The organism is Paenibacillus sp. P4_A7, from assembly GCF_056402455.1.
Genome location: NZ_JBFUHJ010000496.1, coordinates 1 through 3,956 on the forward strand (window position 1 = coordinate 1; position 3,956 = coordinate 3,956).

A 3,956-nucleotide genomic window follows, 5' to 3' on the forward strand; every position below is an offset into this window, starting at 1 on the left:
ACGATGAAAATTTGGTACCTAGAACAGGCATAGCTTCCCTAGGCAGCTCCACGGCTTTTGAACATTTGGATGAACAGCTCTTTGGTCATTCTGGGCCTAATAAGTACACAGAAAACAGACGTGGCAACCCCGATTACTACAAATATATTGCAGCAAGAKAAAGAGCATGGTGGTCAGGTGCAGCTGATGCTCCTACATATGCTGAAGGAAAAGGTACGCTTGATTCTGCTGGCATGACTCAAGATGAATTGCGTAGTGCAGTTCTAAATGCTACACCTGACCCAGTTAAAACTGCTAATGATCCTGACCGTGGAAAGCCAGACGAGGGTAAGGATAACGAGGGTAAGGATTTTAAGTCTTGGCCAGGTCTAGCAGCATTGATTTCGGAAAGATCCGTTATTGACGGTTCAAACTTTAACACCAACTTTAATACCGGACATGGTATGCAGTATTTTGTAGACGGTAAAGTTTCGAATGATCATGAATGGGCAAACATCAATATCCAAGATCACTTGCCAACATGGCAATGGCGCATTGATACAGAAGGCACACGTTTGAATGTAGATTTTGACTATGGAAAGCAATATAGCGCAGCACATGACTATACTCAGGTTGGTGCGTATAATGGCGGCAGTTCTTTAGTAGTCTACGGTGATCTGGATGCAACGAACTTTGTAAGTCTTTACAAGACGAAAATGGATATCAAAAAAACTTCCAAGTTGAACATTACTTATAATAAACCATCTGCTACCGATGCAAGCAGCGTTAAAGTAGGATTGATCTTTGAAGACGCTCCATCCAAAGTGGAATACGTTCAAATTCCTAGCGGTGCTAACAAAACGACCAAAGGATGGGTTGAAAAGAATCTTGACTTGTCTGATTATGCGGGTAGAACCTTAGCCGCTTTCGGTTTGGCCTTTACACCGGAAGAAGGTACGATTAAGAATTACCAATTCAACGTTGGTGAAATCAAAATTACGGATGGCACTGTAGCTAAGCCTAAAGCTCCAACAGGTTTGAAAATTGATAAATCCTTTGACACTTCCGAAATGTATATCTCATGGGATTTGGAAGACTACAGCAAAGTACAGCAGTACAATGTATATGCGAAATATGACAATGGTAAAGAAGTATTCTTGGGCGGAATCTATGACGACGCATTTTATATTAAGTCTTTATACGATCCTAAAGGTAATGTAGAAATTAAAGTTACCGCAGTTGGCGCTGATGGAAATGAAAGTAAGCCAGCCGTGGTCAATAAGGATTTCAGCAAAGCAATTAAAAACATTGAAACGACTGAAAACGACGGATCGATTTCCGTATCGTGGAACACACCTTCCTTGAAGCATGAGAAGGTAAAAGTTGATGTGAGCTTCAACTATTCGCACGCTGATGTATATTCAACTACTTTGAACAAAGGTACGGATATCGCTAATATTGAAATTCCTTACACAGATGGTAGCGCGTATACCGTTAGAATCTCGCTTTTGGATGCTAAAGGAAAAGTGATCACTTACACGGATGAAACTAGTGTGTTAATCGATAATAAGTCCGATGTATACGAAGGAATAGCAACTATGAACGGTTCTGTTGTTAAATTGTCAGGCCCAACATCCAATGACTGGTGGCATTTGTATGCATGGCAAGATGGCAGACAAATCACCTTTAAGGACGGGAAAGCTTATGCTATAAGAGGTATCGACGATTTAACCAAACTCAATGTTATTGGTACTTCTGGCGTAATTAAAGTGGTGCTGGAAGACTTCAGCGGCAATAAGTCTGAGCCGGTGGAAATTCCATTTGGAACCCTAGCGGACAAGTAAGATAAACTTAAAGATTGATTCGTAAGGGCTTGTATAAGTACTGATATTGTATTCGCCATTCGCAACAAAGCCGTCACTCTTAGCAGGGTGGCGGCTTTGTGCTGTCCGTAGGACGATCTTTTTACGGGTTCAGATCACAATGAGCAAATGTGGATTGGGATTATATCGAGAGATCGGAGCACTGTTACAAAAAATTTGGATTTGACTGTGAACTTATAGAGAGAAAATAAATGGTTGATAATTGACTATTAAAAATAAATGATTGACAATAAAGATAGATTTTTGCAGTGAATGGCATCAGTTATTAAGAGGGTACCACCGATGATAATCACGAAGGAGTGAAACAGTTTGGATATGACACAATCGAAGAATATAACGGCTCTCTTTCGCGAGGCGTTAGAAACGTTTGTAGAGAAAATTAAAAATGATGATCAGGTCATTGCTGCCATTCTGCTCGGGAGTATGTCCTATGATCAGGTCTGGGAAAAATCAGATATCGATCTAAAGCTGATTGTACACGATCAGAAGTTGAGTACCGGCTATACGTGCTTTGTGGAAAATGATATTCCTATCAATACGAGCATTCAGACACGCAACGAATTCAAGCGGTGGTTGGAACGTTCAATGCAAAGCTCTTTCAATCACTCCATTCTGTTTCGAAGTACGTTGCTTTTCACTAAGGATGCTTCGATCGCAGAATATCTTGAGCAAATTCGCCATGTGGGTGAGAGAGATCGCGAACTGCAGCTTGTTATTATGGGCAGCCACTCGTTGTCCTTACTCGCAAAGGCAGAAAAATGGCTTTATATCAAAGACGATGCTATTTATAGTGCCGCTTGGATAATAAAAATGGTTGACGTGCTTGCACAAATAGAAGTGGTGATGCAGGGAGATATCCCTATGCGTGAGGTTGTTCAGCAGGCAATCCATTACAACCCCGATTTATTTCATGCGATATATATAGAACTTGTAGCTGGTGAAGTACATAAAAAGAAGGTTGAGGCAGCCTTGAAGCTCATCAACCAATTCTTGAATCATAGGGCAGAATCTTTATTCCAAGCTATTCTCAGCTATTTAAAAGAAGAAGCAGACACTCGCACGGTGACCGACCTTGTGATGAAATTTGGCGTGTTAATCCCTATAGATACGGGTTCGATGGCAGTAGCCTGTGACTGGCTTGCTGAGCGAGGCTTGATCGTCAAATTGGAAGCGGAAACAAAAGCAACACCCAAAAGTAGGGTCCCTCTGCTAGAACCTGCGTATGCTTACGAGAATGAAGATATGGAGGTATGGATGAACGGATGAAAAAGCATATTGAGGTTCGCGGAGCAAGGCAAAACAATTTGCAAAATATTGATGTAAATATTCCGCGTGACAAGCTGACAGTAATTACCGGCGTAAGCGGATCAGGGAAATCTTCACTTGCATTTGATGTCATTTATGGCGAAGGGCAGCGGCGGTTTCTCGATTCTTTATCTACCTATGCAAAGAGTCGGATGAATCAGGTGAAAAAGCCAGAGGTAGACTTCGTCTTCGGGCTTTCTCCGGTCATTGCGATTGAGCAAAAAAAGGGCATTATTAATCCTCGCTCGACAGTCGGAACGATGACGGATACTTATGATTTCATGCGATTACTGTTTGCATCGGTGGGCGAAGCAAGCTGTCCATTTTGCGATCACCCGGTTCCCATTCGTACCCCGTCGCAGATGATCGAACACATACAGCAACTTCCAGAGGGAACCGAGCTTGAGGTGCTTGCTCCTATTTACAAAATCTACGGGGAAACCTATGAAACGACCTTCGATGAAATCCGCTCGAAAGGCTTCAGGACAATCTTGATTGATGGTGTACGGACAAATCTTAGCGATCTAGTCGAGCTTGAAGAGGAAGCGGAGTATCGTATGGAGATTGTGGTTGACAAGGTGATCGTCAAGCCTTACGTCTACAAAGTGCTTACAAAAACGATCGAAAACAGCTTAAATCTAGTCGGGGAAGGTTTCATACGATTTGAACTTGTTTCGTTTCCCCGCGGTGTCACTTACGATTCAAAGCAGTTTTATGAAAACTTTGCTTGTCCGGAGCATCATCTTACGATGGGGGAGCCTCAGCCCCAATACTTCTCTTTCAATGATT

At 42.2% G+C, this 3,956-nt stretch carries 2 protein-coding genes and 1 pseudogene; all 3 read left to right on the forward strand.

Translation table 11 applies throughout. The features are described 5' to 3' along the window. Positions 1-1,823, forward strand: a 1,823-nt coding sequence (locus AC1DWN_RS29640; protein WP_477562459.1) for a GH85 family endohexosaminidase C-terminal domain-containing protein, incomplete at its 5' end; no start/stop codon positions are given. A 354-nt stretch (positions 1,824-2,177) separates the two neighbouring features. Next, a complete protein-coding gene (locus AC1DWN_RS29645) occupies positions 2,178-3,128 on the forward strand; it encodes a hypothetical protein (protein WP_477562460.1) in 951 nt (316 codons plus the stop codon). Next, a pseudogene (locus AC1DWN_RS29650) lies at positions 3,125-3,956 on the forward strand (excinuclease ABC subunit UvrA); the annotation flags it as partial. The gene AC1DWN_RS29645 and the pseudogene AC1DWN_RS29650, both read left to right, overlap by 4 nt.